Source organism: Sphingopyxis sp. 22461, from assembly GCF_052044915.1.
Lineage (GTDB): Bacteria > Pseudomonadota > Alphaproteobacteria > Sphingomonadales > Sphingomonadaceae > Sphingopyxis.
Genome location: NZ_JBQENY010000010.1, coordinates 46056 through 63278 on the forward strand (window position 1 = coordinate 46056; position 17223 = coordinate 63278).

At 60.9% G+C, this 17223-nt stretch carries 14 protein-coding genes; 10 read left to right on the plus strand and 4 right to left on the minus strand.

All coding sequences use genetic code 11. From position 1 onward, the window contains the following. The first annotated feature begins 54 nt into the window (after positions 1-54). The 8 genes from ACTJI5_RS16885 (at position 55) to ACTJI5_RS16920 (ending at position 11535) form a co-directional block, all read left to right on the plus strand. Positions 55-909, plus strand: a complete 855-nt coding sequence (locus ACTJI5_RS16885) for a metal-dependent hydrolase (RefSeq protein WP_440861145.1) — start codon at positions 55-57, stop codon at positions 907-909. A 282-nt stretch (positions 910-1191) separates the two neighbouring features. Continuing rightward, on the plus strand, positions 1192-3504 hold the full coding sequence (locus ACTJI5_RS16890) for a TonB-dependent receptor (RefSeq protein ID WP_440861146.1): 2313 nt from the start codon (positions 1192-1194) through the stop codon (positions 3502-3504). 333 nt (positions 3505-3837) lie between these two features. Continuing rightward, entirely contained in the window at positions 3838-4935 is a 1098-nt protein-coding gene (locus ACTJI5_RS16895) for a Rieske 2Fe-2S domain-containing protein (protein WP_440861147.1), read from the plus strand. Positions 4936-4944: 9 nt separating this feature from the next. Further along, a complete protein-coding gene (locus tag ACTJI5_RS16900; protein WP_440861148.1) occupies positions 4945-5907 on the plus strand; it encodes a PDR/VanB family oxidoreductase in 963 nt (320 codons plus the stop codon). Positions 5908-6003: 96 nt separating this feature from the next. Further along, positions 6004-6945 carry a helix-turn-helix domain-containing protein gene (locus ACTJI5_RS16905; RefSeq protein ID WP_440861149.1) on the plus strand — a complete coding sequence of 314 codons (942 nt, stop codon included), beginning with the start codon at positions 6004-6006 and terminating at the stop codon, positions 6943-6945. Positions 6946-7085: 140 nt separating this feature from the next. Further along, positions 7086-8018 carry an AraC family transcriptional regulator gene (locus ACTJI5_RS16910; RefSeq protein ID WP_440861150.1) on the plus strand — a complete coding sequence of 311 codons (933 nt, stop codon included), beginning with the start codon at positions 7086-7088 and terminating at the stop codon, positions 8016-8018. A 381-nt stretch (positions 8019-8399) separates the two neighbouring features. Beyond that, positions 8400-10964 (plus strand): TonB-dependent receptor, encoded by a 2565-nt coding sequence (locus ACTJI5_RS16915; RefSeq protein WP_440861249.1) that lies wholly within the window; start codon positions 8400-8402, stop codon positions 10962-10964. Between the two features lie 34 nt (positions 10965-10998). Then, positions 10999-11535, plus strand: a complete 537-nt coding sequence (locus ACTJI5_RS16920; RefSeq protein ID WP_440861151.1) for a 2,4'-dihydroxyacetophenone dioxygenase family protein — start codon at positions 10999-11001, stop codon at positions 11533-11535. 270 nt (positions 11536-11805) lie between these two features. Here the strand turns inward: ACTJI5_RS16920 and ACTJI5_RS16925 are convergent, their stop codons facing one another. The 4 genes from ACTJI5_RS16925 to ACTJI5_RS16940 all read right to left on the minus strand — a co-directional run bounded on the left by ACTJI5_RS16925 (position 11806) and on the right by ACTJI5_RS16940 (position 14886). Further along, entirely contained in the window at positions 11806-12159 is a 354-nt protein-coding gene (locus ACTJI5_RS16925; protein ID WP_440861152.1) for a dihydroneopterin aldolase, read from the minus strand. Beyond that, a complete protein-coding gene (locus tag ACTJI5_RS16930) occupies positions 12156-13010 on the minus strand; it encodes a bifunctional 5,10-methylenetetrahydrofolate dehydrogenase/5,10-methenyltetrahydrofolate cyclohydrolase (protein WP_440861153.1) in 855 nt (284 codons plus the stop codon). The genes ACTJI5_RS16925 and ACTJI5_RS16930 overlap by 4 nt, the downstream gene beginning before the upstream one ends. 4 nt (positions 13011-13014) lie before the next feature. Next, positions 13015-13872: a formyltetrahydrofolate deformylase gene (gene purU / locus ACTJI5_RS16935; protein WP_440861154.1), complete on the minus strand. Its 858-nt coding sequence runs from the start codon at positions 13870-13872 to the stop codon at positions 13015-13017. A gap of 144 nt (positions 13873-14016) precedes the next feature. Then, positions 14017-14886: a methylenetetrahydrofolate reductase gene (locus ACTJI5_RS16940; protein ID WP_440861155.1), complete on the minus strand. Its 870-nt coding sequence runs from the start codon at positions 14884-14886 to the stop codon at positions 14017-14019. Between the two features lie 95 nt (positions 14887-14981). Here ACTJI5_RS16940 and ACTJI5_RS16945 point away from each other — a divergent pair, with 95 nt between their 5' ends. Together ACTJI5_RS16945 and desA are read left to right on the plus strand one after the other, a co-directional pair. After that, complete coding sequence (locus ACTJI5_RS16945) at positions 14982-15692, plus strand: alpha/beta fold hydrolase (protein WP_440861156.1); 711 nt, start codon at positions 14982-14984, stop codon at positions 15690-15692. Positions 15693-15716: 24 nt separating this feature from the next. Beyond that, the gene (gene desA / locus ACTJI5_RS16950) at positions 15717-17117 is read left to right on the plus strand and encodes a syringate O-demethylase (protein ID WP_440861157.1); all 1401 of its coding nucleotides are present in this window, start codon (positions 15717-15719) and stop codon (positions 17115-17117) included. Positions 17118-17223 lie beyond the last annotated feature (106 nt).

Here is a 17223-nt window from a genome sequence, read left to right on the forward strand (position 1 = left end):
CAAAGGCTCGCCGATGGCAACGAGCGAGCCGTTTACCTAGTCATGGAGATCAGGATGTCGATTAAACCCCGGCGCATGCGGATAAACTTTGAGAATGTGCCGATGCACTGGGCGGCCGAGCCCACATTCTCGACTTTCATCAACAGCGGCAGCATACTTGCATCGGCTCTGGAGCCATACATGAACCGGGTGATGGCAAAAGCGCGCAAAGTGCTGCCTCCTGAAAAGGCTCATGTGGGCGAAACCATCGATCATTTCATCGCACAGGAGGGGCACCATTATCGTGTCCATGCCGGCCTCAACAAGCAGTTGTTCGCGGTATATCCGAAACTGCGCGAATTTGAGGAGACGATGAAGAGGGAGATGGCTGAGGCTGAGAAGTCCCAGTCCCTGCTCGATAATCTTGGCTGGTGCGTAGCATTCGAAAATGTGGCGATGTACATTGCCCTGCTAAATTACAACCGGATAGATCTGTTCAAGAACAGTAAGGATCGGCGGATTGCAATTCTGTTTCTTTGGCACACCGCGGAGGAATTTGAGCATCGCTCGGCTTGCCATGACGTACTTGACGCCTTGAACGGCAGCTATCTTCGGCGAATAAAAGCGCTGTTCGTGTTCAGCAAGTTTTTCGGCGACTGGAATGACAGGATTGTGTCGTACATGCTGGACGTGGATCGCGCGTCGATGTCCTCGGAGGAAATGGAACGGTCCCTTCGTTTCGAGAAGTGGTACAAGCGCCTTCTCTTCCGCTCTGTCACACTCAACATGGCCCAAATCCTCTTGCCCTTTTATGATCCTGGCAAGAAGAAAGCCCCGCCGCTTCTGGAGCGCGCGCTGAAAGAATTCGACGGAATGGTTATGATGCCCGAGCCAGTCGGTCCCGAGCAGGATCTGGCCGTCGCCGCCTGATGTCCCCGCCCAGCCATCGATGACGATGTAATCCTCCCAAGGCGATACTCCCAAGAACGCAAAAGTGGGCTTTCGCTCCTGTCGGGCCGGGAAACGTTGCTGGCGTAGGAGGCGATGCGGCAAGGCCGCTGAGCGACGCTCATATCGCTAAAGCGAAGCTCGCATTGATCAAATCCCGCTGCTTTGCGTGTGCGATACCCCCCGATAGGGTCGCGACGTGACACCGGACGTGCGGGAATTCGGCGCGCCCGGAGAAGCTCGATTTGTGGATTTGGGGGATTGATGATGCGGTTTAATCGGTGTTCGCGCCTGCAATTGGCGCTGACGGTCGCGTGCGTTGCGACAGGCCTTGGTACCTTTGGCAACGCGCACGCTCAAGGTGTCGATGCACCAGCTGACACGCCGCCATCCGATGGATCGACGCAAGCCGATGCCGAGCAGGTCGAAACTGACTCCGGACTACAGGACATCGTGGTCACCGCGCAAAAGCGAAGCCAGAACCTGCAGGATGTCCCGGTCGCGGTGAGCGCGGTCAGCAGCGGTACGCTGGAGTCGGCGAACATCAGCAATGCGGCAGATCTTGGCCGGCTCGTGCCAGCATTGAGCGTCTTCGTCACCACGGGTGCGGTTCAGCCATTTCTGCGCGGTATCGGTAACCCTGGCTCGCTTCAGGGAAATGAGAGCAGCGTGGCCGTGTACCTGGACGATGTGTATATCACGCGCGTCCCGCCATCGCTGCTTCAACTCAACTCAATTGACCGGGTGGAGGTGCTGAAGGGGCCGCAGGGCACGCTTTTCGGCCGCAATGCGAGCGGAGGCCTGCTTCATATCGTGACGCGGGAGCCGTCGGAGCAAGTTGGTGTGGAAGGCGGCCTGGGCTACGGGAATTTCGACACCTTGCGCGGCAACATCTACGCAACCGCGGGTCTCGCGCCCGGTCTGGCGATCGATGTGTCGGGCCTGTTCGTTCACCAGCGCGATGGCTGGGGGCGAAATGTCGCCAACGCGCGCGAGTGGGGCAAAGATCGTACCGAAGCGGTGCGCAGCAAGCTTCGGTGGGAAATCTCGCCCGATACGACGGTTTCGGTCTCCGGCGACTATAGTCACGCGAAGAATGATATGCTGGCGCATAGCCAGTATCGCTATGGCGTTGCTCGCGGCTATCAGTTGCCGCCGTTCGAATTGCAGCCAACTCTCCGTTTCTACGACATCGAGGCTGATTCCCAGCCGAGGAATGTTCAAGAGGATTGGGGTGTATCAGGCAAGATCGAACAGCGCCTGCCTTTCGCGAATTTCAGCAGCATCACGGCATATCGCAAGGGCACAAGCCTGGGTGATTTTGATTCCGATTTTTCGAAACAACCTTTTTTGCTTGGGGTGTTGGACGGGTTTTCCGAGCAGTTCACTCAGGAATTTCAGCTTTCCTCTGAGGAAAATTCCTCGGTCGACTGGATCGCTGGTCTGTTCTACCTCAATTCAAAGGCAGGTTACCTTCCGTCGCGTTTCACCGGCTTGAATATTGACAGTTTCGCGCCGTTCGTGGGCCTGCCTGCGGGTACGAAGCTCGTCAGCGATACCTATGGCGAAACCCGGACAAAATCATACTCTGCTTACGGCCAGGCAACGGTCCACATCACCGATACCACCGGGATCACTCTAGGTGCCCGCTACACCAAGGACGACCTTGAAGGCGTCGGCCGGAGCGAACTTTATGAGCTTGGAACGACTCCGGCGCCGGGAATGGCGACGACCGGATCGGACACTTTCAACAAATTTACATACAAGCTGTCCATCGATCAGAAGATCACGCCTGACATCCTGGTGTATCTGTCGCAGTCCCGCGGATACAAGGCGGGCGTATATAACACCTTGCCGTTCTCCAATCCGGCTGCGCGCCCCGAAATCCTCGATGCCACAGAATTGGGTTTCAAGTCGGAATTGTTCGATCGCACCGTCAGACTCAATGGCGCGGTCTTTTATTATAAATTTCAAGATGCACAGTTTCAGCAATTTGACGGCCCGACCGTAAGGATCATCAATGCCGACAGCGCACGCATCTATGGCGCCGAGTTCGAAGGCGAAGCAGTGCTCGGCGATGGCCTGAATGTTCGCTTCGGCGCGAGCTATCTCGACGCCAAATATCAACGATTCCCGAACGCCCAGAGCCCGGTTATTAATCTCAATACAGATCCAGCCTTGGGTCCAGTCGGGGGTTATGTCGACGGCTTCGCAGCCATCGACGCCTCCGGAAATCGGATGGTCCGTGTACCCAAGGTGACCGCCAATGCCGGCCTGAATTACGCGGTGGAAACGGCAATTGGCGGGCTCAACTTCGATCTCAACTATTCGTACAACGGCCGGTTCGCCTGGGATGCCGACAATGTTTTGAAGCAGCCCGCCTATTCGTTGCTCGACGCGCAGGTGAAATACACCTTCCCGGACAGAAACGACCGCTACGCTTTACGTCTTTGGGCAAAGAATCTGACCGGCACCCATTATTATGTCGCGCAGATCCAGAGCGATGGCGCGCGAGGGAGTTCCGCTATGCCGGGCGCCCCGCGCACCTATGGAGTGGACCTGCTATTTAAATACTAGACTGCTTTTCAAAGCGAAGACTGGTATTTTCGGCGGAACGCTTCTGCATTCCGGTGCCGTTCGATCGGCACCGGTCGCCAGGTTGGACATCACCGCGGCCGGTCCTCCTAGCGGTCCGCGCGGATCGACGGGGATCTCGACATCGTAGGCAAGGCTTGCCGTGCGACCCACTGGTGAATGCCTGGTCGGCGGCGGAAGTGCGGCGGCCGTGAAGCGGTCGTCCGCGCGCTCGACTGCCATATTATATGCGCTCTCGTCCATACATGGTCGCGCCCGATGCGCTATTTTCACGAACTCGGCGCCTGCGTGGCGCGGACGAAGGAGAATAGGCCCATGTTCCTCGAAAATTGCTGGTATGTCGCCGCCTGGAGCGGCGAAATCGGGCGCGCGCTGCTCGAACGCCAGATTTGCGGCGAGTCCATCCTTCTGTATCGCACCGCGGCCGGCGATCCCGTCGCGCTGGGGAATATCTGCCCGCATCGCTTCGCTCCCCTGAGCGTGGGCAAGCTCATCGGCGACGAGGTCCAGTGCGGCTACCACGGCTTTCGCTTCGGCACCTCGGGCGCCTGCGTCCGCAGCCCGCTCGCCGATGGCGTAATTCCCGCCAAGATGCGCGTAAAGCGCTATGCGGTCGTCGAGCGGTACGACATGATCTGGCTGTGGCTGGGCAACGCCGACTTGGCGGATGAAAGCGTGATCCCGGATTTCGCCTGCAACAGCGATCCTGCCTTCCGCCGGATCGAAGGGCTAATGGAAGTCGCGGCGAACTATGAGTTGATCAGCGACAATCTCCTCGACCTCACTCATGCCGAATTCGTTCACGAAGGCGTACTCGACAGCGAGGCGCTGACGAAGAGCAAGCTGGAAACCATGCAGAGCGGCACGACGGTATGGTCGAACCGCTGGGCACATGACGGCGTCGCTCCGCCGGCCTGGGCCGCAGCGTTCGACGATTATGCCGATAACGTCGATCATTGGGCCTATATGCGCTGGGATCCACCCGGCAATCTGCTGCTCGATGTCGGCGTAACGCCGGTCGGCAAAACCCGCGGAGAGGGCGTGTGGCTGTACGGTTGCGATCTTCTCACGCCAAAGGATGCGACCACGACCTGGTATTTCTGGTCCTTCGCGCGTAACTACAAGGTCGATGATCCGGCGGTGGACGCGATGTGGCGCGCCGCGATCGAAATTGCCTTTGTCGGGCAGGACAAGCCGATTCTCGAACAGCAGCAGCGCATGATGGGCGAGCGCACGCTCGATGAAATGGGACCGGTCATGGCCTCGGCGGATGTCGCCGCGACGCGCGCCCGGCGGATCATGAAGAAGCTGATCGCCGAGCAGAGCGCCATGCCGCAGCCGGGAAGCGAAGCGCCGCTCGACCTGCTCGAGCGCAAGGCGGCGACGCGCCTTCCGGTCGAACCCGTGGTCTGAGGCGTCAAGATGCCGACTTTGTCCGACGGGCTGACACTCGAGATATCCGACCGGGTGACGTTGACAGGCGATGTCGTGCGCATCGACCTCGCCCGACCCGATGGCGCGCCGCTGCCGCAGTTCGCCGCCGGCGCGCATGTCGATGTCGTCGTCGATGACGGATTGGTACGGCAGTATTCGCTATGTAACGATCCGGCCGAACGGCATCGCTACCAAATTGCGGTGCTGCGGGAGCCGCGCTCGCGCGGCGGGTCGGAAAAAGTGCATGCCGCCTTTCATCTGGGCCGTCAGGTCGCGGTCGGTATGCCCCGCAACCTGTTCGCGCTCGCTCCCGACGCCGAGCGCCACATCCTAATCGGCGGCGGCATCGGCATCACCCCGCTTCTGTCCATGGCTGCAACGCTGCATGCGCAGCGCAAGCCGTTCGAACTGCATTATTGCAGCAAGAATGCCGCGGCCGCCGCCTTCGCGGACAGGGTCGATGCGCTGGGAGGGCAGCAATATCTCAGCCGGCAGGCAGGATATTCGCGCTTCGATCCTTCGGCCGCGATCGGCGCGTCCGACGATGCGACCCATATCTATGTCTGCGGCCCGGCGGGATTCATGACCGCAGTGCGGGACGAGGCGCTGCGGCAGGGCTGGCCGCCGTGCCGTCTCCACCGGGAATTGTTCGAAGCCGCAGACCTCTCCTCGCAGGCGGGCGACCAGCCCTTCGACGTTCGCGTCGCCAGCACGGGAGCGACCTTTTCCGTTCCCCCCGGCGCCACTATTGCCGCTGTCTTGGCCGCCGCCGGGATCGACCTGCCGATCAGTTGCGAACAGGGGATCTGCGGTACCTGTGTTACTGGTCTCCTTGACGGTGTGCCCGACCATCGAGACAGCTACCTGACCGACGAGGAGCGAGCGGCTGGCGACCTTATTACCCCCTGCTGTTCGCGGGCGCATTCACCGCTACTGCTGCTCGACGTCTAGTCCAGCGTCCTGCTATGGCGTGGCACCTTGATTTGAGTTAAGGGGTAGGGAAGGCGTCGCCGTATCGAGAGCCGCGCCAAGGGAGACGGATTGCTGGTGAGCGACCCCGGCTATCATATTTCGACCGATGCGTCGCGCGGTCGCCCTGCCTTCGACCACTGGCACAGTGCGGTTCAGACCCATCTGACGCCCATCGACATCCGTGTGCCCGATCGCGACGGGTTTCGCGGCGAGTTCCGCCGGCGGGATATCGGCGAAGTGCAGTTTTCCGTGATCGCCGCCACGCGGCAGGAGTGCATCCATGATGCGGGCGGGCGCCACGGCGCGCAGCCGCGCTTCGACCTCGTCTACATACGCAGCGGCGGCATCACGATGCGCCAAAATGGCCGAGAAACGACGTTGGGGGCGGGGCAGGCGCTGTTGTTCAGCCATCTCGACCATTTTTCTTTCGACACCTCCGCTTATTCTGAGAGCTACCTGATTGCCTGCCCCAGCGCCTGGATCGAACGCTGGCTGCCTGATCCTCAGGCGTGTATCCTACGGCCGTTGATCGGCGATTCACGCTGGTCGGCCGCGATCGAGGGGCTGTTGAGTGGTATTGCCGGGGCGGTGGAAAACGGGCTGGACGTGCCCGGCCATCTGCTGGGTGACCAACTGGGCGGCTGCCTCGCGCTGATGTGCGAGGGTATCGGGACCGAGGAAACGTCTCACCGCCGCCGTCTGATCCATCAGATCCGGCGTACGCTGATGGCCGATTATGCCGACCCCGATCTGACGCCGACTGTTGTCGCCGCACGCCATGGGATATCACTGCGCTATCTCCACACCCTGTTCGCTGCGGCAGGGACCAGCGTGGGCCGAGAATTGCGCGGTGTACGGCTTCGCCGCGTCCGGAGCATGCTGGAGGACCCAGCATGCCGTGGATTGACCGTCGCGGAAATGGCCTATGCGTGTGGCTTCAACGATCCGGGATATCTCGCCCGCTGTTTCGCGCAACATTATGGCCGGGCTCCCAGTTCCTTTCGTGCGGCGGCCTGAGACATCGGCCCGTCTCTCTCCGCATCGCCTTCGAAGCGCCCGATGACGGTAAAGTCGTCAATCTGCAGGCTATTGGTGTGCGGCGGCGCCGGGATGCCTAGCGGAACCTACGATATACGCCTGGGTCAGGGCCGGATCGGTTGATCGAGCATTTCTCCACGCGCGATGTAGCGAGCGGGGAACGCCTCGCCTATTGGAACAGGATCGCCGCGACGCAATCCGCCGAGTTGATGATCGACAGCCGCAATCGCGAGTTTCGGGGCGACCTTGGTTGCTGGAAACTGGGTCGGCTCGCCATCATGAAAGCCAGGGCGGAAGCATCGGTCGTATCGCGTCAGGCGGTGCCGTATGGTGACGAACGGCTGCTGGTGCATCTCCAGACGCGCGGATCGAGCGACCAGCGCCAATTGGGACGTGAATGCCTCTTGCGACCCGGCGACCTCTCGATCTGCACCACAGCGGCGCCGATGCGTATAGAGACCGTCTCGCACGAGATGCTGGTGCTCAAACTCCTGCGCAGCGAGCTCGAACGGCGCGTGCCGCAGCTCGACCTGCATATCGGAAGCCCGACGCCGGGAAATTCACCGGCGGTGCACAGCTTCCACCAGCTCCTCCTCGCCCTGTGGCGAGAAGCGGAAATCCGCACGGCGCCGCCGAGCGCGGATTGGGAAACGGATGCGGAAACGCTCCTGCTCGACCTGCTCGGCCTGGCGCTTCGCGGCGCGGTGCGTGGCGGACCCAATGTGGACGGTCGCGGCCTGGCCCGCGTCAAGGCTATCGTCGATGCGCGGCTGGGCGATCCGGAGCTTGATACTGCTTTGGTCGCGCAAGAAGTCGGCATTTCTCCCAGAACCATACAACATTGGCTGGCCGCCGAAGGAACGACGCTGCGCGCCTATGTGCTGGAACACCGCCTGGAAAGAGCACTTGATCTGCTGGCCGCCGACCGGCGATCGAGCATCACCGCGATCGCAATGGAACTGGGGTTCAACGATCCCGCCTATTTTGCCCGCTGTTTCCGCAAACGATATGGCTTTTCGCCAAGCCAGGGGCGCGAAGTCCCGCGCGGCTGACTGGCGCATTGCAGTGCTTGATCGCGGCGGTTGCGCGGCGAGCTCCCCTATCATGCGAAGCCACCAAGCAAATTTGTTAGCCGGAAGGTGCCACCCATCTGGCCATATTTCTCCGGCCGGACAGCTAGTCCATTCGGGAACGCCGCTCCGTCGATGACGGTCATCTCGCCTGCCGAGGCAGGAGACAAATACGTTTGCCGGACCAGCAATTTACACTTAGTTCTCAAATGTGAAAAATTCATGCTTGCGATAATAATTCGTTCCTGTCCTTGTTGTCGGCGGTCTCGTCCAAGCCATGCACCACTTAGTATGGCATCGGTTGCGAAAGCTCAAAAGAGCGTCGTTCAGGAGGGGAATATTATGATCAGGCCCATCACCTCAATGCCAGTCGTGTCGATCTTGGCTATCGCCGCAGGCATTTCGACTCCGTCTTTCGCCCAGGATGCCTCGTCACCGGCTACCGGCGCAGCGACAGCGCAAGCCGATACCGAGCGGCCTTCGCAGGGCGGCATCGAGGATATCGTCGTTACGGCGCAGCGACGCTCGGAAAATGTCCAGGACGTGCCGATCGCGATTTCGGCTTTCACCGCCAGCGGGCTTGAGGAGCGCGCGATACAGAGTGTGGCCTCGCTTTCGGGCCTCGCTCCCAACGTGACTTTCGACGCCGGCACGCCTTTCTCGGGTTCGTCTTCCGTCCTGGCTGCCTATGTCCGCGGTATCGGTTCAAACGACTTTGCCTTCAACATCGATCCGGGCGTCGGCGTCTATCTCGACGGCGTTTATCTGGCGCGCTCGGTCGGTGCTAACCAGGAGCTGGGGGATGTCGAGCGTATCGAAGTTCTCAAGGGGCCGCAGGGCACGTTGTTCGGCCGCAACACCATCGGCGGCGCGGTTTCGATCGTAACCCATGATCCGGGCGATACGTTCCGCTTTGTCGGTGACGCCACTGTCGGCCGGTATAAATTCTTCCAGGCGCGTGGCACCGCCGACATTCCAATTTCGGATACGCTGAAAAGTTCGGTATCCTTCGCGGTCAAGACGCGCGACGGCTATTTCAAGCGCCAATCCTTTCCCGGCGCGCAGCCGGGGACCTATCAGGTCGAACCCCCGTCAGCCTATTCGGCCGCGGGATATGAAAATAGCGGACTTGGCAGCGAGGGTGGCGAAAATAGCTGGAGCCTGCGCACCAAGCTGAAGTGGGAGCCGCTCGACAATCTGCGCGCGACGCTGTCGGGCGACTACAGCAACAGCCGGCAGGAACAGCTTCCCAACACCCTGCTGGCGACGACGCCCGACATTGCCGGAGGCGCGTTCGACGTGTTCGCGGGAACCTACAATTGCGGCATCGCCGGCCAGTCAACCGGCTGCGGCAACGGCCCCCCGTCCTTTGTCTATGGGCAACGCCGCGCCGGCCGCACCGGCCTGTTCGACCTTCCACCCATTTTCGGCGTGAATGCCGATGGCAATCCCGACAATGATCGCCTGCCTTACGATGATCGCTTCATCACCGGCGACAAGGACACGAGCTACGCGACAGGCTCCAACTTCTCGCACATGCGCTCTTATGGCGCGGCAGGCACAATCGAATTTGACCTCTCCGACAGCGTGACGCTCAAATCGATCACGGCCTATCGCGAGCTGCACTGGAAGGCTGGCCTAGACGCGGATGGATCGCCCATCAATATGCTTCAGATCAGCTTCGAGATGAACCAGAAGCAGTTCAGCCAGGAGCTTCAGCTGCTCGGCTCGGCGCTCGACGATCGCCTGAAATATGTGATGGGCGCCTATTATTTCAGCGAATCGGGCAATCTGCACGAATATGTGACCTTTGCCGAAGGCCTGCTCTCGATCGACGGCGACAATATTCTCAGCACGAAGAACGGGGCGGTGTTCGGCCAGATCGACTTCAAGCCGAACGACCTGATCGGCATCACCCTTGGCGCGCGCTATACCGAGGAGAAGAAGGAGTTCGAAGGGAAGCAGACCGACCTCAACGGGCTGACCTACAAGATCCTGAACGGTTTCGGCGTGCCGCCCTGTGCTTCGCTCACGCCGATCAGCGACGACTGCCGCCTCGCAGCCGGCTTCCCCAACCCGGGCGCTCCGCTGCAACTTTATCCCGGCGGCGTGAACCGAAAGAAATTCAACAATTTCTCGCCAAAGATCGGTGTGCAGCTTTACCCCGCCGATGACCTGATGGCCTATGCGTCCTGGTCGAAGGGGTACAAGACCGGTGGCTGGACGACGCGGCTCTCCAACCCGCTGCCCACCGCGCCCAGCTTTGACGAGGAAAAGGCGACCACCTGGGAAATCGGTTTTAAGTCCCAGCTGTTCGACCGTCGGCTCCAGTTGAACGCCGCCGCCTTTACGACCAGCTACAAGGGCATCCAGCTCAACTTCCAGCAGGGCGTTTCGCCGGTCATCCAGAATGCAGGCGATGCGCGCATCAAGGGGTTCGAGGCGGAAGTCGTCTTTGCGCCTGTCCAAAGCTTCACGCTCAACAGTTCGGTCGGTTATGTCGATGCGAAATACACGTCCGTGCTGCAGGGCGCCGTCGTCGCGCCCAACCCCGTTCAAGCAGGTGTTTTCACGGGTGCCGAGCTCCCCAAGACACCGCATTGGAAGGTCAACATGAGCCCGCGCTTCGAATTCGATGTCGGGGACACGGGGATCAAAGTGATCGCATTGGCCGACTGGACCTACACGTCGCGGATGCGCAACGACACGGAAGGCACCTTCCTGCTCGACCGCAAGGCGTCCCAGGTCGTCAATGCCAATATCACGCTGCGCCTGCCCGATGACCGCTACAGCGTAACCGTTGGTGGCACGAACATCTTCAACGAACGGTTCCTGACGACAGGTCAGGCCCAGATTGCCGGCGGGATGTTGTATGGCACCTATAATCGTCCCGCGGAATGGTACGCCCGGCTCGGCGTGAAATTCTGATCCGCATCCAACTCATCGATACAGGAACATCATCATGCCAGAAATTATGGCCGCGCCGCCATCCACCGCTTTCAAGATTGTCGATGTGCCCGAAAATCTGGCGCATGTCATAGAAGCCCGCGGCGTCGACGGCAGCTTCATCAGCACGTCCGAAAAGGACAGCCCGTGGGTCCCCTTTGGCGAAAATGCGGCTATCCGTCATCTCGCATTCGACGTCCGGCAGAATATCTACTGCAACATACTCTGGCTGAAGGGGCCTGGGGTGCTGGGCACGCATAAACATCGCGGCCGCCTCGTGATGATGTGCCTCGAAGGCAGCCTGCGCTATCTGGAGCATCAATGGGTGGCGAACCCTGGCGACTTCTTCCTCGAGGTCCCGGGCGAACGTCACACCCTCGTCAGCGAGCATCCCCAAGGCACCAAATTATGGGGCTGGATGCAGGGGCCGATCGAATTCTACGACGAAAATGGCGCATTTGTCGAAACGGCGGATGTCTGGTGGTTCATCAACCACTATGAGACCTATTGCCGGGAGAACAATATTCCGATCAACGAGCAGCTCTATATCTGACCGGAAAGCTCCATCGGGGAAGAAATCGTCGATCGACGCTCCGCCACGCCGCAAGGTCTGCGGACAATTTGGTCCGTTACCTGGGAGGCCGGCGGAAATTGCAACGAGTTCGAGCCGGCTTCCCACAAGACCTACTATGTAGGAAATCCAAAAGCGTAGCGGCGCGTGCAAGGTGGTGATCGCGCCCGCAGAGGTGAAGGGCCAACGTAACCGGTCCGGTTCCCCAATCGGCAAACGAAGAGCACTGATACCGGCGCAGCGCGGGGTCGGTCAGCGGCCTATCACGACCTCCACGCCGGCAAGCCCGCGCGTCAGGGCAAAGGGTTTGTCGATGACCAGCCGGGCTTCGACGACGGCATGCCAGCCGATGAACTCTCGTCCCAGCCGCTGCGCGAAGGTCTCGATCAGCGGCACATGTTCTTCCGCCAGGGTTTCGGCAGCCTTCGCAATGCGCCTGTAGTCGACCGTCTCGGCGATCGCGGTCACCCTCGCGCTGTCCAGTACCAGTTCCACGGTGATGACCAGCGGCTGGCGGCGCCCGATTTCGTCCGGATTGATTCCGATGTCCGCCAGCAAGGGCAGATCGCGCACCCGGACCGTGGTGCGCATCGCCGCGTCATTCATGCATGCCTCTCGGCGGCCATGGCCGTGTTGCTCAAGAGGCACGCGATCGTCATCGGTCCGACGCCTCCCGGCACGGGGGTCACCGCCTTGGCATGATCCAGCTCGTGGGTGGCGCAATCGCCCACAATCCGCGACGTCCCGTCATGGTCAATCACGCGCGTAATGCCAACATCGATGACGATCGCCTCCGGTTTGATCCAGTAACCGCGGACGAGATGGGGCGCGCCCGCGGCCGCGATGACGATGTCGGCCGCGCGCGCAATGTCGGGCAGGTTTCGCGTCTCGATATGGGTGACGGTCACCGTTGCTTCGCGTTCCAGAAGCAGCATCGCGACCGGCTTGCCCACGATATTGGATTTGCCGATGATGACCACATTGAGGCCGCGATAATCGTCGACCACGCTGTCGAGCAACATCATGATTCCGAGCGGCGTGCACGGGACAAGACCAAGCGAACCGGTGGACAGGCGGCCGACGTTGACGGGGTGGAACCCATCGACATCCTTGTCGGGGGAAATCCGGTCGAGCACCTTCGCCGCATCGATCGCCGCCGGCAGCGGCAATTGGACGAGGATGCCGTGGATCCGGCTGTCCTCGTTCATCGTCTCAAGCAGGTCCAGAAGCGCTTCCTCCGTGCAATCGCCCGGCAACCGCCGTTCAATCGAATGAATTCCGACCTTGCGGCACTCGCTGATCTTGCGGCGGACATACACGTCGCTCGCCGGGTCGTCGCCAACGAGGACGACCGCAAGAGTCGGCTCGATCCCGCGTGCGTTGAGGTGGTGAACCGTCTCGGATGTTTTGTCGGACAGCGCACGCGCAATGGCTCGGCCGTCGATACGCACGCTCACCGGCTCAACCCCGAAAAACGACGGTGCGGGTCTGGCTCAGGAAGACGCGATCGTCGAGGTGGAGACGGACCGCCTCGGCCAGGACGCGGCGTTCGATATCCCGCCCCCTGCGAACCAGTTCTTCGGGCAGATCGGCATGGCCGATCGGTTCGACATCCTGGTGGATGATCGGACCCTCGTCGAGATCCATGGTCACATAATGCGCAGTCGCGCCGATCATCTTGACGCCGCGATCATAGGCCTGATGATAGGGCTTGGCGCCCTTGAAGCCCGGCAGGAAGCTGTGATGGATATTGATACAGCGGCCCGACAAAAAGACCGACAGATCGTCGGACAGGATCTGCATGTAGCGGGCCAGCACGATCAGTTCGGCGCCCGTTTCCAACACCACCTGCTTGATCTGCGATTCCTGTTGCGGTTTGGTGTCTTTCGAGATCGGAAAATGATAATAGGGAATGTCGCCGATCATCGAGGTGCGCAGCGTTTCCCTCGGATGGTTCGAAATGATGGCGACGACGTCCATCTGCAGCTCACCGATACGGTTGCGATAAAGCAGGTCGCCCAGGCAATGGTCGAATTTTGAAACCATCAGCACGACCTTCTTTGCCGCCGTCCAATCCCGCAAGGCCCATTCCATGCGGGCTTCGTCGGCGATGGACACAAAGCCAGCCCTGAGGCTCTCCGCCGTCTCGCCGTCGCCCGGCCTGAACGCGACGCGCATGAAGAACTGATCATTCATGCTGTCGTTGAATTGCTGCGCATCTACGATGTTGCAGCCGCGCTGCGCAAGATAGCCTGCCACCTGCGCAACCAGGCCGGGCTTGTCGGTGCATTGCAGACGCAGGGTGAAGATGTCGGTCACATTGGGGCTCCTCGATGCAGGCTCGTCAGCAAGGGGGGAAGGGGGTCTCGTGTGCCGCGCGCAGGCGCCAGATCGTGTCGCGGAGGGCGTCGGCGGTTTAGTACTCGCCCGAAAGCCAGAGTGGCGCGCTCGTGCGCATCGGTGTCAATGCGAGCGGGCATAGTCGCTGATCCAGCCGACCGTCCGTTCGAGGCCGCCGAATGGATAGAAGTGCAGGCGCACGCGACCATGCTCCGGTCGCAGGCCCTGTTCAAAGCCTTCGACCAGCTTGTCGGGGCCGGCCGCGCCGATGAGACGGGTTATCGAAATACCATATTTCGTAAGGACCGAGGTGGAGGCACCGACCCCGCATCGGGCAGCGAACCGCAACAGGGTCTTGACGCCGGCGGGACCGGGTACGCCGATGCGGACCGGCGCGTCGATTCCCCGGATCCGGAGCTCGCGGAGCCAGTCGAGGACGAGGTCGGCATCGAACACGAATTGCGTGACGATGAGAGGCGCCATGCCGCGCTCAGAGATTTCGGCGCACTTGCGTTCGAGAACCGACCAGCATTGGTCGCGCGACATGTTGGGATGGCCTTCGGGATGGCCGCCAATGCCGATGGCGGTGATCCCCTCACGTTCGAACGCTCCACTGCCGATGAGGGCGCTGCTGTCGAAGAAAGGTCCCTCGGGCTCCGAAGGATCGCCCGCAATGACGAAGCAGCGCCTGACCCCGGCCTTTGCCGCGACGGCGGACAGATAATGCTCGAACTCGTCCGCTGTGCCGATGCGGCGTGCGGAAAAATGAGGCATCGGCTCAAAACCCAGCGCCCTTACAGCCTCGGCCGCATCGAGCCGCGCCGAAAAGTCCTCACCGGGGAGGAAGGTGATCGCGACCGGTGTGTCGCGGGGAATCCCGGGCGCCGCTGCCCGGAGCGCATCGACATCTTTCGCGGTTATTTCCAGCGAAAAACCATCGACCATATTGATCGCGGGACGATCCCAATTGGGATGAATGACAGGCCTGCTCACCCTAATTCTCCTCCACCATTTGAATTGCATCTAGCGTCGCGTGATAAATTCGTATAGATGAAAATTTCGAGTATACGAATTTTATCGGAGATGGGATGTCTGAGCAATTGGTGATTCTTCCCGGTTTGATGTGCGACTCCCGCATGTTCGGCAGGCAGATCGGCGCCTTCGGGGCCGTCGTGGTCGATGGGTTTTACGGCGGTGCCGATCGGATCGGGAAAATGGCGGATTGGGCGCTTGCCCGCATGCCCGCACGCGCCGCATTGCTAGGGCATTCGATGGGCGCGCGGGTCGCTCTCGAAATCTACCGCCGCGCGCCCGATCGCGTGACGCGCCTGGCGCTGGCCGATACCGGAGTCCACCCGGCAAGGCCGGGCGAAGCGGAAAAGCGTTATGCATTGCGCGATCTGGGGCGCGAGCAGGGAATCGCGGCACTGGTGGACATATGGCTGCCGCCCATGATCGGACCGGCGCGCCGCGACGACGCCGGACTCGTTTCGACGTTGCGCGCAATGGCAGTCGATGCCGGCATCGAGATCTACGAGGCGCAGATCGAAGCGCTTCTGTGCCGTCCCGTGCTCGACGACCTCCTGCCTGCGATCACTTGTCCGGTCACCGCCATCGTGGGGCGCGACGACGAATGGTCGCCGGTCGCGCAACATGAGGCATTCGTCGCGGCAATGCCCCGTGCGCTCCTCTCCATCGTCGAAGCGGCAGGCCATATGGCTCCGGCCGAGCAGCCTGACGATTTCAACGAGGCCGTCCGCACATGGCTGGACATGCCCTCGAACGACGTTCCCTTGTAAACCCTAACTGAAAGGCACCCGAATATGAGTGACAAGTCCCTCCAGCAGCTGGTCGACGAGAAAGTCGATATCGTAGAGTTTCTGCGCAACCAGCAGGTTGGTCCCAACGTCTATCCCGGCGTCCCGGCCGAATATTCAAACTGGCGTGACGAACAGCGCTCCTGGGCCGAAACAGCGGTCTTCTTCAACCAGAGCTTCCACATGGTCGACTTGCTGGTCACCGGACCCGGCGCTTTCGACATGCTGGCCTATCTCGCTCCCAACAGCTTCAAGGGCTTCGTGCCGAACCGCGCCAAGCAGTTCGCGCCGGTCACGCCCGAAGGCTATGTTATCGGCGACGTCATCCTTTTCTATCTCGAAGAAGAAAAATTCGAGCTGGTCGGTCGCGCGCCATCGATCGAATGGGTCGAATATTGGGCCTCGACCGGCAAGTGGGACGTGAAGGTGGAGCGCGATGAGCGCACCGCCGCACGGCCGATCGACCAGCAGGGCTATCGCCGCAACTATCGCTTCCAGCTCCAGGGGCCGAACGCCATGCCGGTGCTTGAAAAGGCGATGGGCCAAACGCCGCCGGACCTCAAATTCTTCCACATGGCTCCGATCACGATCGCGGGAGTTGAGGTGCGCGCGCTGCGCCACGGCATGGCGGGCCAGCCCGGCTACGAGCTCTTTGGTCCGTGGAAGGATTATGACACCGTGCGCGACGCGCTGATCGAAGCGGGCAAGGGCCATGGCCTCACCCTGTGCGGCGGTCGCACCTATTCGTCGAACACGCTCGAATCCGGCTGGATTCCCTCGCCACTGCCCGCAACCTACACTGGCGAGGGTTCGAAAGGCTTTCGCGAATGGATCGGCGCCAATAGTTACGAAGGCAAATGCTCGCTGGGTGGCAGCTTCGTGTCGGACAATATCGAGGATTATTATCTCAACCCGTGGGAACTGGGCTATGGCATCATGGTGAAGTTCGACCATGACTTTGTCGGCCGCGAAGCACTGGAGAGGATCAAGGACCAGCCGCACCGGCAGAAAGTGACGCTGGCGCTGGATAATGAAGATATTGTCCGCGTCATGAGTTCGATGCTCCAGACCGGCGACAAGGCGAAGTTTCTGGAGTTTCCGAGCGCCGTCTATTCTATGCATCCTTATGATGCGGTCCAGAAGGATGGCAAGACCGTCGGTCTGTCGACCTGGATCGGATATTCGATCAACGCCGGTCGTTTCCTCGCGCTGGCGATGGTCGATGCCGAATATGCCGCGCCGGGCACCGAGGTCACGCTCCTATGGGGCGAACCCGACGGCGGCACCAGCAAGCCGACGGTCGAACCCCATGTTCAGACCGAAATCAAGGCGCGGGTCGCGCCGGTGCCTTACTCCGAAGTCGCGCGCGACTCCTACGCCGATGGCTGGCGCACGCACAAGGCCTGAGCTGGAACTGAAAAGACGGACCGGTCGGGGCATTCGCTCCGGCCGGCCCGCCTTGTGCCAAGCGCGTGTCTCAGGTCGGAAATCGAAAGCGGGAAAAGGACTGACG